This window comes from Sulfitobacter sp. AS59 (assembly GCF_038899995.1).
In the GTDB taxonomy this organism is placed as follows: domain Bacteria; phylum Pseudomonadota; class Alphaproteobacteria; order Rhodobacterales; family Rhodobacteraceae; genus Sulfitobacter.
This window is the reverse complement of sequence record NZ_JBBMQK010000008.1, coordinates 98,521-115,713: the sequence shown is the minus strand read 5'-3', so window position 1 is coordinate 115,713 and position 17,193 is coordinate 98,521. Positions and strand designations below refer to the sequence as shown.

Genomic DNA, 17,193 nt, shown 5'->3' with positions numbered 1-17,193 from the left:
CACAGAACCTGACCACGCTCAACGCCTTCACGGTCAACGCCGCGCAGCAGGGCACCGATGTTGTCGCCAGCTTCACCGCGGTCCAGCAGTTTGCGGAACATTTCAACGCCGGTACAGGTGGTTTTCTTGGTGTCGCGGATACCAACGATTTCAATCTCGTCGCCAACGTTGATCACGCCACGCTCGACACGGCCCGTAACAACTGTACCACGACCAGAGATAGAGAACACGTCTTCCACAGGCATCAGGAATGGCTGGTCAACAGCACGTGCTGGTGTGGGGATGTATTCGTCAACAGCGGCCATCAGCGCGCGGATCGAGTTTTCACCGATCTCAGGATCGCGGCCTTCCATGGCTGCCAAAGCGGAACCAGGAATTACAGGCATGTCGTCGCCAGGGTATTCGTAGGAAGACAGCAATTCGCGGATTTCCATTTCCACCAATTCCAGCAGCTCTTCGTCGTCAACCTGATCCACTTTGTTCATGTAAACAACCATGGTCGGGATACCAACCTGGCGGCCCAGCAGGATGTGCTCGCGGGTTTGTGGCATCGGGCCATCGGCCGCGTTCACAACCAGGATCGCGCCGTCCATTTGCGCCGCACCGGTGATCATGTTTTTCACATAGTCAGCGTGGCCGGGGCAGTCGACGTGTGCGTAGTGACGGTTTTCCGTCTCATATTCAACGTGGGCTGTCGAAATGGTGATGCCGCGTGCTTTTTCTTCGGGCGCGCCGTCAATTTGGTCATACGCTTTGAAATCGCCAAAATACTTGGTGATCGCTGCTGTCAACGTCGTCTTGCCGTGGTCAACGTGACCAATCGTGCCGATGTTTACGTGCGGTTTATTACGTTCAAACTTTGCCTTAGCCATGATGCAGCCCTTTATATTAATGTGGGCCCTACGTCAGACCCAAACCTATCTGGCGGGCGATGTATTGGGTCTGGCGCATAAAATCAAGCGTCTGTTCGCGCTTGAAACCAGCATCTGCAAAGTAATTTCAGCTTATTCCGTGCTGGCGGCCGGTGCAGGCTCGGTATCGGCCCGCTCAATCACAGCATTAGCGTCGCGGTTGAACCACCCTTCGGCCTCATTTTGCTTGACCAAATAGTTCTCAATCGACTTGGCAGCATTCTGGCTCAGGTTCTTAAGCTGCTCTTCGGCGGTCTTGGTATAACCCGACCCCACAATCGGCCCCTGATCAAACGATTCGAACACGGTAATCTGATGCGGTTTGTCGGTCAGCTTCTTGCCTGCGGCGTCATCCCACACATTAAAGTTAAGGATCATCACCGACTTGGGGGCCAGCACCAGCGGAATACCGGGAGGGGCCAGTACGTAGCCCTCCACGCTGACGCCAAAGTGATAATCGCGCGCGCCATCATAGCGATCAAACCGTTCTGCAATCGCGTCTTTGACGGCAGCGGTCAGCACCTCTTCGCTCACCTCGCGGCTGATCGGCAGCTTTTGAACTTTGGGCGCGACCACAATGTTATGGTATAGGTTAAAGTCGCCAAGCGGCACGGGGGCCTTGTTCAGATCGGACGCGCCGTTGCAGGCAGCAACAAAGGTAACGGTCATCAAAATGGCAAGAACACGAAACATCTAAAGCCTCCATCGGCGCAAACTGTGTCCATGGCGATACCCCAAGCCCAACGAGGGTGCAATCTTTTGGACCATTTGCAACCAACGGCCCAAGCCCTAATTATGATGTGTCGCAGAAAGGCACCTTTCGTATGAGCCAACCGCCCCTTCCCGTCCGTGTGCCCTTGGTGACCCGACCTTGGGGGATTCTGAAAAGCCTGCAAATGGCGCGGCGCAATATTCTAAGCATCATACCCGCCATCGCCACCAAGCAGCCCATGGTATCGGGTAAGACCGGCAAACGCTGGCATATGGTCATGGACCCCACAGCCATCCGCGAGGTGCTGCTGGACCGGTTGGAGGATTATCCTAAATCCCTCGTTGTCAAAAACCTGTTGAAACCGGCCATCGGGGATTCACTGTTCATTGCAGAGGGCGCCCATTGGCGTTGGCAACGCCGCGCTGCCGCCCCGGTGTTCTCTGCGCGCAATATGCTGAACCTGTCGCCGATGATGACATCCGCTGCCGAACGGTCCTGCGACCGCATCACAGCCGCAGGCCCCCGCGCCATCAACATGCTGGACGAGATGGTCACAACCACCTTTGACGTGATTTCTGATGTTACGTTTTCGGGCGATGACACCATTGACCGCGATGCCGTGCATGTCGCGATTGAGGATTATATCGCCCAAGCGGGCAAGGTCAGCCTGTTCGATATACTGGGTTTCCCCGACTGGGTGCCCCGCCCCGACCGGATCGTATCGGGCAAGGCCGTTCGCCAGATGAAACGTCTGGCCGATACCGCGATTGAGGCACGCGCCAAGCGCGGCAGCGACGGCACCCCCGATCTGCTTGATCTGCTGCTGGACGGTATGGATCCGAAAACGAAACGTCAGATGAACACCGCCGAGCTGCGCGATAATCTGCTGACGTTTATCGTTGCGGGGCACGAAACCACGGCCCTGACATTGTCTTGGTCGCTATATCTGATGGGGTTTGATCAAGCCGCCCAAGACAAGGCCCGCGCCGAGGCACAATCGGTTCTACAGGGCCGCGCGGCCACGGGCGATGATGTCGAACACCTGCCCTATATTCGCCAGATTATCGACGAGGCGCTGCGCCTTTATCCCCCGGCGGGCATGCTGTCACGAACTGCACAAAAACATGACACGCTGGGCGGGCGCGAGGTCAGACCGGGCGATACCGTGATGATCCCGATCTATGCTTTGGGGCGTCATGAACAGCTGTGGGATGATCCGGATGCATTCAAACCCGAACGGTTCGCGGACCGCAAATCGATTGACCGCTACGCCTATCTGCCCTTTGGCGATGGCCCACGCATTTGCATCGGTGCCAGCTTTGCGCTGCAAGAGGCGGTGATCATCCTTGCCACCTTACTCTCGCGGTTCAAATTCACCGCCGTCGCAGGCAAGGATCCTGAACCGGTGATGATCCTCACGCTCCGCCCCGAGGGTGGTGTTTGGTTAACGGCAGAGCCCGCTTAATCGCAGATCGATTGCAGGTCTGCCCAGCCAGAATCGTCCAGTATAGGTGAATAATCACGGGTTTCGTCAGCAGCGCTGCGGGCGTTCTCAATGCGGTCCGAAAGACTGGGATGGCTTAGAAAATGGCCCAACAATTCGTTGCCTTCACCATGTTCGTCACGCAGCCGTTCAAACATCGTGCCAAGCGCGGCTGGCGATACATTTGCAGCCTCAAGTCGCGTATAGCCGAACGCATCTGCATCCGTTTCAGCCTGCTGGCTGTAGGTCGCGCTGATCAGGCGTTCGGTCAAGAACAAGACAGCAGCACCTCCGGCAAAATCGCCAAACAGCAGGCCCAGAATACCAATGGAGCCCGCCGACCGCAGCGCATGCCGTGTCGGGTCGCGACTGACCACATGGCCGATCTCGTGCGCAAGCACAGCGACGACTTCGTCAGGCGTTTCCGCATGATCGATCAACCCTTTGAAGATCACGACGAACCCGCCTGGCAAGGCAAAGGCGTTAATCATCTCGTGATCCAGTACCGTAACGCTTAAACCCTCTGGCGCGCCCTCACCCGCCATCAGCGCAGCGGTCATTTGGCCAAGCGCCGCGACGCCAGCCGGGTTTTCGCACATCGCCAAAGGCGCAAGCGCAGTGTCCCCTAACGCGTCGCGTATCTGTTCAAACGTCGCCTCGCCCAACGCTCGTTCACCGGCAGGTGGGATGAAAACGGCAAGGCGGTCCGCCAGCAAGGGTACCAAAACCGTGACTTGGAGCGCGACAGCCGCAACCGCTCCGGCCGCCCAAAGCGCCAGTTTCCCGCGCCCTTTTGGCGGGCTGCGGCGCGTAGCATTTGGCAAATACCCCAGCAGCATTTGATCTGTAACCAACAGCCGCGCCAAGGGGTCCGTGATCAGCTGCAAGGCAAAGCTGTGCTTGTTGGCGTTATCCTCAAGAACGCGAATATCTTTGACAGGCCAAAAAAGCGTCGTGCCATTATCAAGCCCGATCTGAAGATTGTGATTGGCGATGTGCAGGCTGACCTCTTTGCCAATCGGACGGTCACCGTCGAAATAGGCAGAGCCAAAACCATTGAACCCCATGCTCATATCGCGGCCCCCAGATCCAATGCCTCGGCGAACCCTTCGGCCTCGGCGAATTCGTCGCGATCACGCTGGCTGATGCCCTGCAATCCATGGCGCTGCGGCAGCGACAGCGTTCTGGCCATGTGACGCATCAAAGGAAAGGTGACGAAAGTGCTGTAAAGCACGTTCCACAGCAAAAAGATCGATAGATAGAAGACGGCGATCATGGGGACAGCTATAATTTGGGGAAGGTCCACAGCCGCACCAAAATCACCCACTACGCCCCCCAGCATCGCCGAAGGACCCAGCGTTAGAATTGCGAAAATCACCAGCCCGATGATCCCCAGTAGCAAGGTAAGATAGGCAATAAAGCTGCCCAAGACGTAAATACTGACCACCCGCGGCCCGCTCAGCCGTGAATGCAGCGTGATCCCTTCGGTCGTTTTGTGATTGGCCATCAAACGTTTTGAGACAAAGCGATAGTGAACTGCCCCGTACAGCAACCCGATAATCCCGAGCAAAAATATCCCCAGCCGTTCCACCCCGACGACAGGAAGCACTGCCGCGCCGCCGTCCATCATTTCCTCAATCGAGCGCATGACCCCGTCGGTGGTTATGTCAGCTGACACCACGATCGGGTCCAGCCAGAACACCCAGATCGCTCCTGCTGCTATTATAAAAAGCGATAGCATAAACGGAATCGCAGCACGGTAGAGCATTGTCCAATGCCCGCCCTGATGCAGCCGCGCCGAGCCAAAATAGGTGCGATCCGTCACGTATTTCTCAAGCCAGAACGTCATGCGTGGCCACAACGCTCCCAGCGTCAGCAAGGTCACCGCCCAATGCGCCAACGCCCGCCACGCATAGCCCCAAGCACCCTTCTCAAGACCAAAGCGCACACCGCGCCAGCGGGTTCGAGCAAGGACATAGCGCCGCGCCCGGTACTGGGCATAAAACCACAGCGGTATCACCCCAATGACACTGGCCAGATACCCCACGGACGCGCTCGAAAAGACCGAGAAACTGACGAACATGACCACCAGATTGATGATGCCAATGTAAAACGTCAGGATGACCACCGCGATAAAGAAGCCCAGCAATTTTTCCCACGGGTCACCGACGTACTCCATCGGATGGCCACCGGGCCGGATCGCCGACCAGAACCAGCGTCGCATACGGGTTTTCATCCAAAACCGGTAAAATCCCAGTGTGATAACGGTCAGAAAACCTGTCTTAAGCGCCAGCCAAAATAGCGCACCGCGGGAACCAGTGAAATATACAGGAAGGCCGACAGCATCGGACTTGGGCGATGTCAAAGCGACATCGATCATTCGTTGGGCCGATTAGCCAAAACGATTGTCACGCGGGAAACCACGGGGTGCCATGCGTCCCGAACCGGCGCGTTTGCCTGTCCATTCGGTCAAATCGGATTCGGTGCGGGTGCGCCCAGCCGGATCAAGCCAGCTCAGCCCGTCGGCACGAACAAACGTCGTCGCATCCGACATGCCGCCGTCTTTGTATTTCTGCAAACGCACGCCCTTGCCACGCCCCATTTCGGGCAACTCGTCCAGCCCGAACACCAGCACCTTGCGGTTCTCACCAACCACAGCGACTGAATCGCCCGCGATAGGGGCACAGATCATCGCTTTGCCGTCACCGCGGACGTTCAGAACCTGCTTACCCGTACGGGTCTGGGCCAGAACTTCGTCTTCGGGCACCACAAAACCATCCCCGGCAGAGGACGCGACCAGCAGTTTCCGGCCTGCTTTGTGAATAAAGATATCGATGATTTGCACGTCATTTGGCAGATCAACCATCAAGCGCAATGGCTCGCCCATGCCACGCCCACCGGGCAATGTGGCAGCCGATACCGTGTAGAAACGCCCGTTCGAGCCAAAGACCAGCAAGCGGTCGGTCGTTTCAGCATGGAAGATAAAGCGGGGGCCGTCGCCGTCTTTGAACTTCAGCTCGCGGTTCAGGTCGATATGGCCGGTCATCGCCCGTATCCACCCCATTTCAGAGCAGACAACGGTGATCGGTTCACGGTCAATCATCGCCTCAAGCGGCACGTCCTCGATCTCGCCCGCTTCGGCAAAAGTCGAACGGCGCTTGCCGATATTCTTGCCGTCCAGCGTCCAGTCTTTGCCAAACTGCTTTTTGGTGGCCCGCAACTGATCGATGATGCTGGTCCATTGCAGCTCGTCGTTTTCCAACAGGTCTTCTAGGCCCGCGCGTTCTTCCATCAATGCGGCTTGTTCGCGCAGCAATTCCATCTCTTCGAGACGGCGCAGCGACCGCAGGCGCATGTTCAAAATCGCGTCGGCCTGAACTTCGCTTAGCGAATTTTCAGTTGTCGGTGCCGGTGGCACATAATCAGCCTCGTTCGTCGCGCGAACGTGGTCTTTCCCCCAATCCTCGGCCATCAACGCGGCTTTGGGGTCGTCGTCATAACGGATAATATCGATCACACGGTCCAGATTCAGGAAGGCAACGATAAAGCCTTCCAACACCTCAAGACGGTGATCGATCTTTTCCATCCGGTGGGCCGAACGGCGCTGCAAAACTTCGCGGCGGTGATCCAAGAATGCCCGCAGCACTTCTTTCATCGAGCAAACCTTGGGCGTCAGCCCGTCGATCAACACGTTCATGTTCAGCGAAAACCGCACCTCAAGGTCAGAGCTGCGGTACAGCATGCCCATCAGGACCTCGGGGTCGACGTTTTTCGAGCGTGGTTCAAGGATCAGACGGATGTCATCGGCGGATTCGTCGCGCACATCGGCCAAAATCGGTATCTTCTTAAGCTGGATCAGCTCGGCGATTTTCTCGATTAGCTTGGATTTCTGAACTTGATAGGGGATTTCGGTGACAACGATCTGCCACGCTCCACGCCCTAGATCCTCGACCTCATAGCGGCACCGCAGGCGGAAACCGCCCTTGCCGGTGCGATAGGCGTTGGCGATATTTTCTGCCGGCTCAACGATAATCCCGCCCGTGGGGAAATCGGGGCCGGGCACGAAATCAAGCAACTTATCATCGCCCGCGTTCGGGAATTTGATCAGGTGAATACAGGCATCCACCAGCTCTGAAATGTTATGCGGCGGAATGTTCGTCGCCATACCAACCGCAATGCCTGACGACCCATTAGCCAGCAGGTTCGGGAACTGCGCAGGCAAGACCACAGGTTCGGTCAGCGTGCCGTCATAGTTTTCGCGAAAATCAACGGCGTTTTCGTTCAACCCTTCCAGCATCGCCTCGGCGACGGCGGTCATGCGCGCTTCGGTATAGCGGCTTGCGGCGGGGTTATCGCCGTCGATGTTGCCAAAGTTGCCCTGACCATCAACCAGCGGATAGCGCACGTTGAAATCTTGGGCCAAGCGCGCCATCGCATCATAGATCGCGGCATCACCATGCGGGTGATAGTTCCCCATCACGTCGCCGGAAATCTTGGCCGATTTGCGGAAACCGCCGGTCGAGCTGAGCCGCAGTTCGCGCATGGCATATAGAATACGGCGGTGCACAGGTTTTAACCCGTCACGGGCATCCGGCAGCGCGCGATGCATAATTGTCGACAATGCATAGGTCAGATAGCGGTCGCCCAACGCGATACGCAGCGGTTCGGACACGTTCCGAGGATCGAATTCTGGGGGGGCGGTAACATCTGACATGGAAGGTGTTTATCCAAGCAGGCGTGAAGCGGCAAGCGGCTGTTTGGCTAAAATGACGCCAGGCAACACCAGACTGTTACCGCCCTGCAACGCTCAAAAGATTCTCGCGCCGTCAACGGGCAATTTGTGGTAATAAGGCTAAGTGCGTGTCTTGGGGATGCCAACTGCTTGGCTCGTGACCCCATGCTGCAATGAGGACGTACAAAATGAAACGGTTTATCCTACTGACCTTTGGGTTTTTGGGCCTGGCTTTCTACGAACTAAGCGGTGGCGCTGATTTTGAGCCCCCGCGCCCGCCCGTCGTCGAACCATCCCTGACCGAAGCGACGGTTGCCGACGATGAACCACAGATCGAAGTGGCACGCGCCAAGCCACAGATCGCACCCCATACCCCGCAAGGGTTGGCAAATATTCGGCCGATTGACACCACACCACCCGGATTTGGCGATACGCCCGACACTGACACGGCGCAAACCAACGACACCGCCCAGATCGATGATCTGGTTGCGGCGGTCAATGCTGCCGTAAAAGCCGCCGAGGCCCCCTTGGCAAACGAAGTGACTTTGGTCCCTGTTAATCTGAGCAGCACCACATCTGGCCAAGACACACCGGCAATCATTCCTAGCCTGATTACACCCGATGACACGGGCGCGGTTACCATCGACGCCAGCGGATCTGGCGATATCCGGACAGTGTCAGGCAACAGCGTAAACGTACGCGGCGGCCCCGGCACGGAATATGATGTCGTCACCCAACTGACCCGCGGCGATAGTGTTGAGATCATCAACGACACCGGCGATGGCTGGGTGCAACTGCGCCCGCTGAATGGCGGCCCTGTGGGCTGGATGGCCGATTATCTGCTCTCGGGCGTTTAAGCCGCGTTGCCATCACGGCACGAACACGCGATGAAAGGCCTTGGATAAAGGGGCCTTTCGTGACCGACAAAAGCATTTTGATAACCGGCTGTTCCTCTGGCATCGGATATGCCGCCGCGCATGGACTGCGCGCACGGGGCTGGCGTGTTTTCGCATCCTGCCGCCAACAAGCAGATTGTGACCGGCTGACCGCCGAAGGGTTCGACAGCCCGTTGCTCGACTATACGGATACCGCCAGCATTCATGCCGCACTCGAACATGTGCTGGGTGCCACAGGTGGAACGCTGGATGCGCTTTATAACAACGGTGCCCATGCGACGCCCGGGGCCGTCGAAGACCTGCCCACGGATGCGCTGCGCGACATCTTTGAAAGCAACTTTTTCGGATGGCATGAGCTGACCCGCGCCGTTTTGCCGATCATGCGCACCCAAGGGCACGGGCGGATTGTGCAATGCTCATCTGTTTTAGGCTTGGTGACGATGCCGTGGCGCGGGGCCTACAACGCGACAAAATTCGCGCTTGAGGGGCTGACCGACACCCTAAGGATCGAAATGCGCGACACGCCGATCCACGTCATTCTGATCGAGCCCGGCCCCGTGACCTCAAAAATCCGCGCCAATTCGATCCCGTATTTCGAACGCTGGATCGATTGGGAAGCCTCCCCGCGCCGGGATCAATACGAAAGCAAACTTAGAAAACGGCTCTATGCAAGCAGCGGGCCGGACACATTCGAGCTGCCCCCGGAGGCGGTTGTGAAAAAGCTGGTTCACGCGCTCGAAGCGCCCAAGCCGCGCCCGCGTTATTATGTCACGACCCCCACATATATATCGGGGTTTTTACGGCGGATATTGCCGACACGGGCGCTTGACTGGGTGCTGGCACGGTAAATTACGGTTGCGCAATACGCTTGCCTCGCTACATCTGGGCTTAGCACAAAGGAAAACCTATGTTCTCAGATCCTCTCTTTATACTGGTCTGCATTGCGGTGCTGGCTGTGATCATCATTCTGATTATGGGATTGGGCGGTTTTGCCAGCGGTGGCGAATTTAACAAGCGCAACTCAAACAAACTGATGCGGCTGCGGCTTATTTCGCAGTTTATCGCCGTGGTTTTGATCGTGTTATATGTCTATCTCCGCAAGGATGCCGGCTGATGGTGGTCCTGAATAAAATCTATACCCGCACCGGCGACAAAGGCGATACCGCGCTTGGCAATGGGACGCGCGTGCCAAAACACGACCCCCGGGTCGAGGCCTATGGCACCTCAGACGAACTGAACTGTTTTGTCGGCGTGGCCCGTTTGGTGGCCACGGGTGAAACCGATCTGGCCTTGTCCCGGATTCAGAATGATCTGTTCGATGTCGGTGCCGATCTGTGCCGCCCGGACATGAGCGCCGACGCGACGGCAGAATACCCGCCCCTGCGCATCGCCCCCGAACAAGTTGACCGGCTAGAGCGCGAAATCGACGTGATGAACAAAGACCTTGCCCCGCTGCGCAGTTTCATCCTGCCCGGCGGCAGCGAACTGGCTGCACATCTGCATGTCTGCCGCACGGTTGCCCGGCGCGCTGAACGCCTGACTGTCCTTTTGGCACAGCAAGAAGACGTGAACGAAGCCACCGTCCGCTATCTCAACCGTCTCAGCGACTGGTTCTTTGTAGCGGCCCGGATGGCCAACAACAGCGGCGAAAATGATGTTTTGTGGGTGCCGGGGGCAAACAGATAACAAAAAATAATTGAAAACGCCGCGTCCAAACAACGCAAAACGCCGTTTTTGATCTGTTTTGATACGAGATGCTTCGTTACACCGACGAAGAGTTCAAATGACTTGGCCAAATATCCGAGTCGTAAACTGAGGAGAGATAACGCCCATGAAGGTATTGGTACCTGTAAAGCGCGTGATCGACTATAACGTGAAAGTACGCGTCAAAGCGGACGGCACGGGTGTTGATCTTGCTAATGTAAAAATGTCCATGAACCCGTTCGACGAGATTTCTGTCGAACAGGCGATCCGTCTGAAAGAAGCCGGTCAGGTCGATGAAGTCGTGGTTGTTTCCATCGGCGTAAAGCAATCGCAAGAAACCTTGCGCACAGCTTTGGCCATGGGCGCTGACCGGGCCATTTTGGTTGTCGCAGCTGACGATGTTCACAACGACATCGAACCGCTGGCCGTTGCCAAAATCCTGAAAGCTATTGTTGACGAAGAACAGCCCGGGCTGGTTCTTTGTGGCAAGCAAGCGATCGACAACGACATGAACGCGACAGGCCAAATGCTTTCTGCGCTTTTGGGTTGGTCACAGGCAACATTTGCTTCCAAGGTCGAAATCGATGGCGATAGCGCCGTTGTGACCCGCGAAGTTGACGGTGGTTTGCAAACCATCAAGGTTTCAATGCCAACAGTCGTCACCGTTGACCTGCGCCTGAACGAACCACGCTATGCGTCGCTGCCAAACATCATGAAGGCCAAGAAAAAGCCGATGGATGAAAAGACCCCTGCCGATTACGGCGTCGAGGTCGGCAACCGTCTGGAAATCGTGAAAACGGTTGAACCAGCGGAACGCGCAGCAGGTATCAAAGTTGATAGCGTTGACGCACTTGTGGCGAAACTTAAAGAAGCGGGGGCTGTGTAATGGCTGTTCTACTCCTTGCAGAAGTAACCGATGGCGAATTGGCAATGGACGCGACCGCAAAAGCGGTCACTGCGGCCAAGCAAATCGGTGACGTAACCGTATTGTGCGCAGGCAGCTCTGCTGCAGCGGCAGGCGAAGCGGCGTCCAAAATCGATGGCGTGTCCAAAGTGATCGTCGCCGAAGACGCATCTTTGGGTCACCGTCTGGCCGAATCGACAGCGGCGTTGATCGTGTCGATGGCTGGCGACTATGACCACATCGTTGCACCGGCCACGACTGACGCGAAAAACGTAATGCCCCGCGTTGCGGCATTGCTGGACGTCATGATCATCTCTGACGCCTCCGGTGTTGTTGATGCAGACACGTTCGAGCGTCCAATCTATGCAGGTAACGCTGTTCAGACAGTCAAATCCACCGATGCAAAGAAAGTTATCACTTTCCGCACATCGACATTTGACGCAGCTGGCACCGGTGGTTCCGCATCTGTTGAGACAGTTTCGGCTGCTGCCGATCCTGGCCTTTCGTCCTGGGTAGAAGATCACGTCGCAGCCAGCGACCGTCCAGAACTGACATCCGCTGGTGTGGTTGTCTCCGGCGGCCGCGGTGTCGGCTCCGAAGAAGACTTTGCCCTGATCGAAAAGCTGGCCGACAAACTGGGTGCCGCCGTTGGCGCGTCCCGCGCTGCGGTCGATTCAGGCTATGCCCCGAACGATTGGCAAGTTGGCCAAACCGGCAAGGTCGTCGCACCCGAGCTGTATGTTGCTGTCGGTATTTCCGGCGCGATCCAGCACTTGGCGGGTATGAAAGACAGCAAAATCATCGTCGCAATCAACAAAGACGAAGAGGCACCAATCTTTCAGGTTGCCGATTACGGACTGGTTGCCGATCTGTTTGAAGCAGTGCCAGAGCTGATCGAAAAGCTGTAAGCCTAAGCTAAGAATTCAATACTGAAAGGCCCGTCAGAAATGGCGGGCCTTTTTCGTTCAAACGCCCCGTCAGGTCATTTTCGAAATGGCCTGAATAACAGCCGCCGCCGCTTCTTGGTGGGCACGCGGCCCAGGATATTCCTGCGCGATTAACGCTTCCAATGGGGCGAACACCATCCCCTCAGTACCGTCACCTCTGGCTGCGGCCGATGGCACGACCTCCACCACCTGAGAGACATAGGGCGCGACCTGCGCAATCATACTGCGCGTGACAAACAGCGGATCATCGCCAAGCCCGTTTAACGGCAGGATGTCCTCTGCCGGGTGATGATCGGCAAACCATAATAGAATAACCTTGCCGTTCATCTGCTCGGCCAGCAGTCTCATCCGTGTGACCCAAGCCGATTGAAGTTCATTATAGATCGCATCGAAACGGTCTGGCGACGCCTTCCTAAGCGTCGTCAACAAGTGCTTGTTGAAATGGAATTCCGAAAAATCGATTTCGCGGAAAATCGTCTTGAGCAGATCAGACGGAGCCAAAAACCGATCGTTACGCCGTGGATGGACCGAATAGAAGCGATTGCTCATGTTCTGGGCACCCATCACCTGAATAACGGTCATCACAGCCTCTGCCGCGGCTACAGGGACATAAGGATCGCGGGCGAACACATCTATCCCCGCATTTAGACAGCCGAAATTAACGCAGCGCTGACCGGTTTCTTCTTCGACCAGCGTGGCAAATGGTTTCGCAATAAAACGCCCATAGGTTTCTGTCCCGCCTATAAACGCAATATAAGGTTCATCCAGTGCGCGCTTTGGCCCCCTGAAAAGTAATTTTGACGTACCATATCGGCACGGCTGATAGTCCAGAGCCCCCGGCCCCATCGCAACATAGGTCATTACACCCACCTTTATTAACTCACCCAAGGCTCAAGATGGCTGCAAAGGTTTTCGAATACCTTAAAGATTGAATTTACGAGAACTTATCATCAAATCCGGCCCTTGCAGCTACTACCCACTGCGCCCTATGCTGCGCGCAAAACAACAAAGGACAGCGCATGGATATCCAGACAATCGGCATCGTTGGCGCAGGCCAGATGGGCAACGGCATCGCCCATGTCATGGCCTTGGCCGGGTATGATGTTCTGTTGACCGACGTCAGCGCCGAGGCCTTGCAAGCCGCAGTGGATACCATCACCGGCAACCTTGATCGTCAGGTCGGGCGCGGCAAAGTCGCCGAAGCGGATCGCGACGCGGCGCTTGCGCGCATTACGACGACGCAGACCCTTAGCGATCTTGGTCAAAGCGATCTGGTCATCGAGGCCGCAACAGAGCGTGAAACCGTCAAACAGGCGATTTTCGAGGATCTGATCCCGCATCTCAAGCCCACCACGATCCTGACGTCGAACACGTCTTCGATCTCGATCACGCGGCTTGCAAGCAGAACCGACCGGCCGGAAAAATTCATGGGTTTCCATTTCATGAACCCCGTGCCCGTCATGCAATTGGTTGAACTGATCCGCGGCATTGCCACGGACAAGGAAACATTCGCAGCCTGCCAGGCCGTGGTCGCAAAACTGGGTAAAACCGCAGCCTCCGCCGAAGATTTCCCCGCATTCATCGTGAACCGGATTTTGATGCCGATGATCAACGAGGCTGTCTATACGCTTTATGAAGGTGTGGGGTCCGTCGAATCCATTGATAGTTCGCTGAAGCTGGGGGCCAATCACCCGATGGGGCCGCTCGAACTGGCCGACTTTATTGGCTTGGATACGTGCCTTGCCATTATGAACGTGCTGCATGACGGGTTGGCAGATACCAAGTACCGTCCCTGCCCCTTGCTGACCAAATACGTGGAGGCCGGATGGCTTGGCCGTAAAACGCAGCGCGGTTTTTATGACTACCGTGGGGACGTGCCCGTACCGACCCGCTGAATTTTTAATGAACCATCTGGGGGCCAGCCCCCAGACCCCCGGGATTTTTGTCCATTTGGAATTAGGTTAATCTGTGAGATTAAGCGTGTGGTTCCGTAGCCAAGCCATGAACCCACGCGGGTCATCCTTAAACTCTGTCAATTGTGCGTCTGTCAGTGGGTACCCCACAATCGGGCCCTGAGGTTTGTTGCAGGCATGCACGATCTCGTGCAGCAACAGGCCCTGACGCAGCATTGGCGAAATTTTGTTGGCGATTTGATACGCGCGACTATTGGAGCCCGGAAACTTCATCGGCACCACTTGGGCACCAGATCTGCGGATCATTTTCGCAGTGAAGACATTCCATTCAGCCTCGACCGCCGGTCCGAAATATGTGTCGGACGACGCGACCACGCCAGAGGGGAATAACGCGACAACACCGCCATCTTTCAGGAACGACATCGCTTTGGCCCGCATTTCGACGCCCTTGCGCTGCGCGTCAGGATCGTGCGGAAATGGCACGGGGATCATGTAACTGCCGGCCACCTCGTCGATCGAGGTTAGCAAAGAGCGGGTCAAAATCCGGTAGTCTGGACGCACACGGCCAATCAGATCGGCAAAGATCATACCGTCCACCATACCGTGAGGGTGGTTGGCAACGATGACAACGGGGCCGGACTTGGGAATGCGGTCAAGTTGATGTTGGGGTGTTGTTAGTTCAATACCCATCGTATCCAGAGCGGCGCGCCAGAACCCCTGCCCCTTCGGCGCACCGTTTGCTTCCAACTTGCGGATCATTCTGAGAATCGAAATCTTGCCTGTAAAAAGCTCGATCAAGCTGATCACGCGCGACTTGATCGGATGATCAAAAGTAGACGCATATGACAGGCTTCGGCGGTCGTATTTAGTGAAGAAAACGGTGTCTCCGTTTTCTTCCGACTTTAGCGGGGCTTGAATGGACTGGCTATCATTTATCAAAACGAGAGGTCCCTAACACGGAGGCAGATCATGCGCATGTCGACAGACCTAATGACCTTCGCCAAATTTGTCGGCCACAAGCGCTGTTAAGGCTTCTGCCAGCGCATCCTGATCAGGGCCGGAGGTCTGAACGTCGATGGTCGCCCCCTTAGACGCCGCCAGCATCAACAGCCCCATGATACTGTCACCCGAGGCCGACATACCATCTTTGCTCACTTCGGCGCGCGCATCAAATGCTTCGACGACCTCGACCAGTTTGGCAGATGCACGGGCATGAAGCCCCTTTTCGTTGACAATCTTCAGTGAAACCTGGGTCATCTTGGGGCCTTATTATCCTGCACTGACATTTTGGCTATCAATATACTTTCGACCAGCGGCTAGCGCGGCGCGCACGGCTTCGGGAACGTCTAGATCGCGGGACTTGGCCAGTTTGATAAGCATGGGCAAGTTGGCACCATAAATAATGCGCCGATTTTCTGGGCGGCACGCCATGAGGCTCAGGTTCGACGGCGACCCGCCGAACAGGTCCGTCACGACAACAACGCCACCGCCGGTATCAACCGCGTTGGCGGCTTCGCAGATTTCTTGTTCTTTGGCTGCGCGGTCATGATCGGCATCAATCGAAATCGCGCGGACACCATTTTGGGACCCGACAACATGTTCGATTGCAGCCAAATATTCTTTGGCCAGACCCCCATGTGCTACGATAACAATGCCTATCAACGCGCCGTCTCTTCCCGCTTTTTTTGGTCCAGTTCGCGGTGCCTAATTGACACCTGCCAGCCCGCTTCTGCAAGGCTGAAAGCATGGGCTTGCGCCAAAGTAACGGAACGATGTTGACCGCCCGTACACCCAAACGCGATTGAAATGTGTGATTTCCCTTCTGACTGGCAGGCTGGCAAAATCAACAAGCTGAGATCAAGAACCTGTTTTGCGAAGGCGTCATAAAGCGGGTCCTGTTTGACGTAATCTTGGACGGCTTTATCCGTCCCGTTCAGCGATCTTAGCGCAGGTTCCCAAAACGGGTTTCGCAGGAAACGGCAGTCAAAGACCATGTCTACGCTACGTGGCAATCCGCGTTTGTAGGAAAAGGACTGGACCGAAATACTAAGGTGATGCGTGCCGCCAACGGCGAACCAATGCTCAATCTCTTCGCGCAGTTGGTGGATGTTCAACTCGGTCGTGTCGATCAAGGTATCCGCCTGCGCGCGCACGGGGGCCAGCAGCTCTTTCTCTAGTCTGATCCCTTCGGAGGGCGCATCGGAAAGCGCCAAGGGATGACGCCGGCGGGTTTCGGAAAAACGCCGCAGCAAGACATCAGTCGCGCAATCGAGATATAAAAGTTCAGCCTGAACGTCAGGCCGCGCCCGCATCTGGGCAAACACCTCGGTCACCCGGTCGGTCGAGAAATCGCGGTTCCTTTGGTCAATACCCAAGGCCATCGGCCGGATCTGACCGGGGGCATCCAGCAGCGCCACTAGCATCCGCAGGGGGATATTATCGATCACTTCAAAGCCTGCATCCTCAAGCACGTTAAGCGCAGAGGATCGGCCAGCACCGGCGGGACCGGTCACCAAGACAACACGTCGGGTCTTTTTCAGGGCGTCATTCATGTCGCTTTGGTTGCACATTCTTGAGGGTAAGGAAAAGAGCCGCAGCAAAATGCGGCCCTTCACTTTTGTGTAAACATGGCACGGATTGCCCCAACAGCTGTACCTCATGCGGCAACGGAAGTCTCTCGACTTCGTCTTGCCCCAGATCGATTGCAAGACAAACCGGGACATTCTGTTCATGCGGTACGTGCAGAATACCAACACCGCGCGCCTCGATCATGCCGCAGATCGCGGTGGGGCACTGCGCGACAAGACCCGAAGCAGCACGCGAGATATGGGTTCGGTCGTCAGCAACAAGCACAGCGCCAAGCGCTAAAAGTTGCAAGGCCAAGGTTGATTTACCCGACCCCGAAGGACCCAAAATAATCAGCCCGCGTCTATCAAGGCAAACGGTGGTTGCGTGGATTACCTGCTCGGACGGTGGGGTGTCTTCCACGTC

19 protein-coding genes are annotated in these 17,193 nt (G+C 56.3%); 8 read left to right on the top strand and 11 right to left on the bottom strand.

The annotated features are described in order from the left end of the window. Both tuf and WNY39_RS16020 read right to left on the bottom strand, forming a co-directional pair. On the bottom strand, positions 1-872 hold an 872-nt coding region (tuf, locus tag WNY39_RS16025; RefSeq protein ID WP_342847124.1), incomplete at its 3' end, for an elongation factor Tu. Positions 873-1,004: 132 nt separating this feature from the next. Continuing rightward, entirely contained in the window at positions 1,005-1,604 is a 600-nt protein-coding gene (locus WNY39_RS16020; RefSeq protein ID WP_342847122.1) for a hypothetical protein, read from the bottom strand. A 131-nt stretch (positions 1,605-1,735) separates the two neighbouring features. Here WNY39_RS16020 and WNY39_RS16015 point away from each other — a divergent pair, with 131 nt between their 5' ends. Further along, positions 1,736-3,088, top strand: a complete 1,353-nt coding sequence (locus WNY39_RS16015) for a cytochrome P450 (protein WP_342847120.1) — start codon at positions 1,736-1,738, stop codon at positions 3,086-3,088. On the opposite strand, the gene WNY39_RS16010 is transcribed toward WNY39_RS16015, so the two are convergent. Genes WNY39_RS16010 through parC form a run of 3 tightly spaced genes read right to left on the bottom strand, consistent with a single transcriptional unit; the run spans position 3,085 to position 7,820 of the window. Continuing rightward, complete coding sequence (locus tag WNY39_RS16010) at positions 3,085-4,179, bottom strand: M48 family metallopeptidase (protein WP_342847118.1); 1,095 nt, start codon at positions 4,177-4,179, stop codon at positions 3,085-3,087. The genes WNY39_RS16015 and WNY39_RS16010 overlap by 4 nt on opposite strands. Then, complete coding sequence (locus WNY39_RS16005; RefSeq protein WP_342847116.1) at positions 4,176-5,486, bottom strand: DUF898 family protein; 1,311 nt, start codon at positions 5,484-5,486, stop codon at positions 4,176-4,178. Before WNY39_RS16005 ends, WNY39_RS16010 begins: the two co-directional genes overlap by 4 nt. 12 nt (positions 5,487-5,498) lie before the next feature. Next, positions 5,499-7,820: a DNA topoisomerase IV subunit A gene (gene parC / locus WNY39_RS16000; RefSeq protein ID WP_342847114.1), complete on the bottom strand. Its 2,322-nt coding sequence runs from the start codon at positions 7,818-7,820 to the stop codon at positions 5,499-5,501. A gap of 206 nt (positions 7,821-8,026) precedes the next feature. Between parC and WNY39_RS15995 the strand changes: the two genes are divergently transcribed. The 6 genes from WNY39_RS15995 to WNY39_RS15970 all read left to right on the top strand — a co-directional run bounded on the left by WNY39_RS15995 (position 8,027) and on the right by WNY39_RS15970 (position 12,250). Next, complete coding sequence (locus WNY39_RS15995) at positions 8,027-8,695, top strand: SH3 domain-containing protein (RefSeq protein ID WP_342847113.1); 669 nt, start codon at positions 8,027-8,029, stop codon at positions 8,693-8,695. 59 nt (positions 8,696-8,754) lie between these two features. Next, entirely contained in the window at positions 8,755-9,582 is an 828-nt protein-coding gene (locus tag WNY39_RS15990; protein WP_342847111.1) for an SDR family oxidoreductase, read from the top strand. Positions 9,583-9,641: 59 nt separating this feature from the next. Continuing rightward, the gene (locus tag WNY39_RS15985) at positions 9,642-9,848 is read left to right on the top strand and encodes a twin transmembrane helix small protein (protein ID WP_341233806.1); all 207 of its coding nucleotides are present in this window, start codon (positions 9,642-9,644) and stop codon (positions 9,846-9,848) included. Beyond that, positions 9,848-10,420, top strand: coding sequence for a cob(I)yrinic acid a,c-diamide adenosyltransferase (locus WNY39_RS15980; protein ID WP_342847109.1), 573 nt, complete (start codon positions 9,848-9,850; stop codon positions 10,418-10,420). Before WNY39_RS15985 ends, WNY39_RS15980 begins: the two co-directional genes overlap by 1 nt. 145 nt (positions 10,421-10,565) lie before the next feature. Beyond that, positions 10,566-11,324 carry an electron transfer flavoprotein subunit beta/FixA family protein gene (locus WNY39_RS15975; protein WP_341233804.1) on the top strand — a complete coding sequence of 253 codons (759 nt, stop codon included), beginning with the start codon at positions 10,566-10,568 and terminating at the stop codon, positions 11,322-11,324. Next, complete coding sequence (locus WNY39_RS15970) at positions 11,324-12,250, top strand: FAD-binding protein (RefSeq protein WP_342847106.1); 927 nt, start codon at positions 11,324-11,326, stop codon at positions 12,248-12,250. Before WNY39_RS15975 ends, WNY39_RS15970 begins: the two co-directional genes overlap by 1 nt. A gap of 69 nt (positions 12,251-12,319) precedes the next feature. Here WNY39_RS15970 and WNY39_RS15965 read toward each other — a convergent pair whose 3' ends face one another. Continuing rightward, positions 12,320-13,150, bottom strand: a complete 831-nt coding sequence (locus WNY39_RS15965) for a DUF6473 family protein (protein ID WP_342847104.1) — start codon at positions 13,148-13,150, stop codon at positions 12,320-12,322. A gap of 158 nt (positions 13,151-13,308) precedes the next feature. On the opposite strand from WNY39_RS15965, the gene WNY39_RS15960 reads away from it, so the two are divergent. Then, complete coding sequence (locus WNY39_RS15960) at positions 13,309-14,184, top strand: 3-hydroxybutyryl-CoA dehydrogenase (RefSeq protein ID WP_341233801.1); 876 nt, start codon at positions 13,309-13,311, stop codon at positions 14,182-14,184. Between the two features lie 66 nt (positions 14,185-14,250). On the opposite strand, the gene WNY39_RS15955 is transcribed toward WNY39_RS15960, so the two are convergent. The 5 genes from WNY39_RS15955 to WNY39_RS15935 are packed head-to-tail and all read right to left on the bottom strand — an operon-like array spanning position 14,251 to position 17,190. Then, positions 14,251-15,141 (bottom strand): lysophospholipid acyltransferase family protein, encoded by an 891-nt coding sequence (locus WNY39_RS15955; RefSeq protein ID WP_342847102.1) that lies wholly within the window; start codon positions 15,139-15,141, stop codon positions 14,251-14,253. 48 nt (positions 15,142-15,189) lie between these two features. Then, positions 15,190-15,459, bottom strand: a complete 270-nt coding sequence (locus WNY39_RS15950) for an HPr family phosphocarrier protein (RefSeq protein ID WP_342847100.1) — start codon at positions 15,457-15,459, stop codon at positions 15,190-15,192. Between the two features lie 12 nt (positions 15,460-15,471). Next, complete coding sequence (locus WNY39_RS15945) at positions 15,472-15,864, bottom strand: PTS fructose transporter subunit IIA (RefSeq protein WP_341233799.1); 393 nt, start codon at positions 15,862-15,864, stop codon at positions 15,472-15,474. Continuing rightward, a complete protein-coding gene (gene rapZ / locus WNY39_RS15940) occupies positions 15,861-16,754 on the bottom strand; it encodes an RNase adapter RapZ (protein ID WP_342847098.1) in 894 nt (297 codons plus the stop codon). Before rapZ ends, WNY39_RS15945 begins: the two co-directional genes overlap by 4 nt. Continuing rightward, entirely contained in the window at positions 16,747-17,190 is a 444-nt protein-coding gene (locus WNY39_RS15935) for a serine kinase (protein ID WP_342847096.1), read from the bottom strand. The genes rapZ and WNY39_RS15935 overlap by 8 nt, the downstream gene beginning before the upstream one ends. Between the last annotated feature and the right edge of the window lie 3 nt (positions 17,191-17,193).

What these genes read in the sequence shown, in the direction of transcription:
- WNY39_RS16020 (WP_342847122.1), bottom strand. Translation starts at nt 1,604, where the DNA reads ATGTTTCGTGTTCTTGCCATTTTGATGACCGTTACCTTTGTTGCTGCC.
- WNY39_RS16015 (WP_342847120.1), top strand. Translation starts at nt 1,736, where the DNA reads ATGAGCCAACCGCCCCTTCCCGTCCGTGTGCCCTTGGTGACCCGACCT.
- WNY39_RS16010 (WP_342847118.1), bottom strand. Translation starts at nt 4,179, where the DNA reads ATGAGCATGGGGTTCAATGGTTTTGGCTCTGCCTATTTCGACGGTGAC.
- WNY39_RS16005 (WP_342847116.1), bottom strand. Translation starts at nt 5,486, where the DNA reads ATGATCGATGTCGCTTTGACATCGCCCAAGTCCGATGCTGTCGGCCTT.
- parC (WP_342847114.1), bottom strand. Translation starts at nt 7,820, where the DNA reads ATGTCAGATGTTACCGCCCCCCCAGAATTCGATCCTCGGAACGTGTCC.
- WNY39_RS15995 (WP_342847113.1), top strand. Translation starts at nt 8,027, where the DNA reads ATGAAACGGTTTATCCTACTGACCTTTGGGTTTTTGGGCCTGGCTTTC.
- WNY39_RS15985 (WP_341233806.1), top strand. Translation starts at nt 9,642, where the DNA reads ATGTTCTCAGATCCTCTCTTTATACTGGTCTGCATTGCGGTGCTGGCT.
- WNY39_RS15980 (WP_342847109.1), top strand. Translation starts at nt 9,848, where the DNA reads ATGGTGGTCCTGAATAAAATCTATACCCGCACCGGCGACAAAGGCGAT.
- WNY39_RS15975 (WP_341233804.1), top strand. Translation starts at nt 10,566, where the DNA reads ATGAAGGTATTGGTACCTGTAAAGCGCGTGATCGACTATAACGTGAAA.
- WNY39_RS15970 (WP_342847106.1), top strand. Translation starts at nt 11,324, where the DNA reads ATGGCTGTTCTACTCCTTGCAGAAGTAACCGATGGCGAATTGGCAATG.
- WNY39_RS15965 (WP_342847104.1), bottom strand. Translation starts at nt 13,150, where the DNA reads ATGACCTATGTTGCGATGGGGCCGGGGGCTCTGGACTATCAGCCGTGC.
- WNY39_RS15960 (WP_341233801.1), top strand. Translation starts at nt 13,309, where the DNA reads ATGGATATCCAGACAATCGGCATCGTTGGCGCAGGCCAGATGGGCAAC.
- WNY39_RS15950 (WP_342847100.1), bottom strand. Translation starts at nt 15,459, where the DNA reads ATGACCCAGGTTTCACTGAAGATTGTCAACGAAAAGGGGCTTCATGCC.
- rapZ (WP_342847098.1), bottom strand. Translation starts at nt 16,754, where the DNA reads ATGAATGACGCCCTGAAAAAGACCCGACGTGTTGTCTTGGTGACCGGT.